A 1,574-nucleotide genomic window follows, 5' to 3' on the forward strand; every position below is an offset into this window, starting at 1 on the left:
TAAAGAGGGATCGTCCAGGCGGGGATGCCGGCTAGGCTTGCGGACATCATCTGGCGCAGTCACCGGTGATCCATGCGCCGCGTCTGATGGCTGGCAAAATGAAGGTATCGATAGGGGCTGAATAGGCCGGAGCATCTTTGTATATCTGCGGGATAAAAGTAGGACGGCCTCTCGCTGGTCAGAAGCCGCGGTCCCGCACCGGCGCTTGTTTCGGTGACAACACTGGCAACTGAAAACGCAAACGGCGCGTTGGAAAACCCGGACCATCGTCGGCAGAAAGTTCGCCGCGCGCTATCGAGAGCCGAAGCGTCGCGACGAACAGCTGCAGCTCAAGCAACCCACTTTGCTGAAAGCATTGTTTCCAGTGCACCCGACGATTTGTATTGAGGTATCGAACCACCATCCTGTATCGAAAATCTGCTAGGAAGGCACGTTGTGAGACCCTGATCAGGCGCCTGCATTGTTCATTGCGGTAGTCCAATCATTCAGACTGAATTTCCCGTCCGTGTCGTTAACGTTCTTTTTGTTGGCCGAATCCGCGACCTGCAACGCTTGCGGATTGGCTTCAAGAAACTTCGCGGCTTGCTGTTGCTCAGGAGTGGCGTTTAGACCGCCCTCAGCGATCTGCGAAATGTCGCCATAATCCATTGAATTTTTACCGTTTTGCTGCATCCACGATGCCATTTGAGCGTACGCTTGAGGGGCACTGTTAACCCCACTGCTACCCATATTCGCCCCGATATTACTACTACCTTGCAATGCCGATGCGATCTGCGCCAGCAAGTCGCCATTACCCGACGACAAGCCGCCGAGAGAATTCTGATTCGGATCGATGGTGATGGTTGTTGTCGGAGGCGTGAATGTGTTAATCGAAACAGACATGAGTACTATCTCCTTGATGTGATCTGACCTGGTGGTCGAACTGAGCAATAGACTTGAACAATTATCACAACACAAATCAATATTGCATCTCGGTTTGTAAAAAACGTCGTGTGTGCTTTACTCTTTACTCAGCCGCAAAAGGTTTAGTTTGGTTGAGTAGAGACTGTGCGTCTGCGGCATCAGTCGGGGTCAGCTGTCCGGCTCGCATAGCGCTGTTGTAAGCCTGCTGCGCCCCCTTGTAGTCCCCGTGTTCGATATCATTCACCATCGTCTGATCTAACGCCATTCCTTCGGAACTCGGGGTGCTCGAAGAACTCGGGGTGTTCGAGGAACTCGGGGAACTCGGCGAGCCCTGCGTCGAACTCAATATTTGCCCGACCTCTTGAAGCTTTTGGGCAAGAGAATTGCCCAAGGCGCTGGAAGATGACGTATCGATCGTCGTCAAATTGACGGGTGCACTGCCCGTTACAATAGTCATACTCATTGCTCTCTCCTTTCTTCAGAATTCGAACTCCGCCCTTGCGCCGCTCTTGACCGAGAGCGCTCAATAGCAAATTACGTCTATAGCTGCTGCGCATTTTTTTTCGTGCGAATTCGGGCTGCAAAAGCCGAATCGACCGGACGCTTTGAGCGGCTGAACTTCGCTGTGGCGCGCCGCCGAAACCTTGGCCGAAGGCCATCTGACGGGGCAT

The 1,574-nt window shown here is 53.1% G+C and carries 2 protein-coding genes; both read right to left on the reverse strand.

Annotated elements, in window-relative coordinates:
• Positions 1-447 precede the first annotated feature (447 nt).
• Complete coding sequence (locus tag GWC77_RS27695) at positions 448-882, reverse strand: hypothetical protein (RefSeq protein ID WP_173262675.1); 435 nt, start codon at positions 880-882, stop codon at positions 448-450.
• Positions 883-1,139: 257 nt separating this feature from the next.
• The coding region (locus GWC77_RS29260; RefSeq protein ID WP_217283446.1) for a hypothetical protein at positions 1,140-1,574 on the reverse strand (435 nt) is incomplete at its 5' end.

The organism is Paraburkholderia sp. NMBU_R16 (assembly GCF_013282575.1).
Taxonomy (GTDB): Bacteria; Pseudomonadota; Gammaproteobacteria; order Burkholderiales; family Burkholderiaceae; genus Trinickia.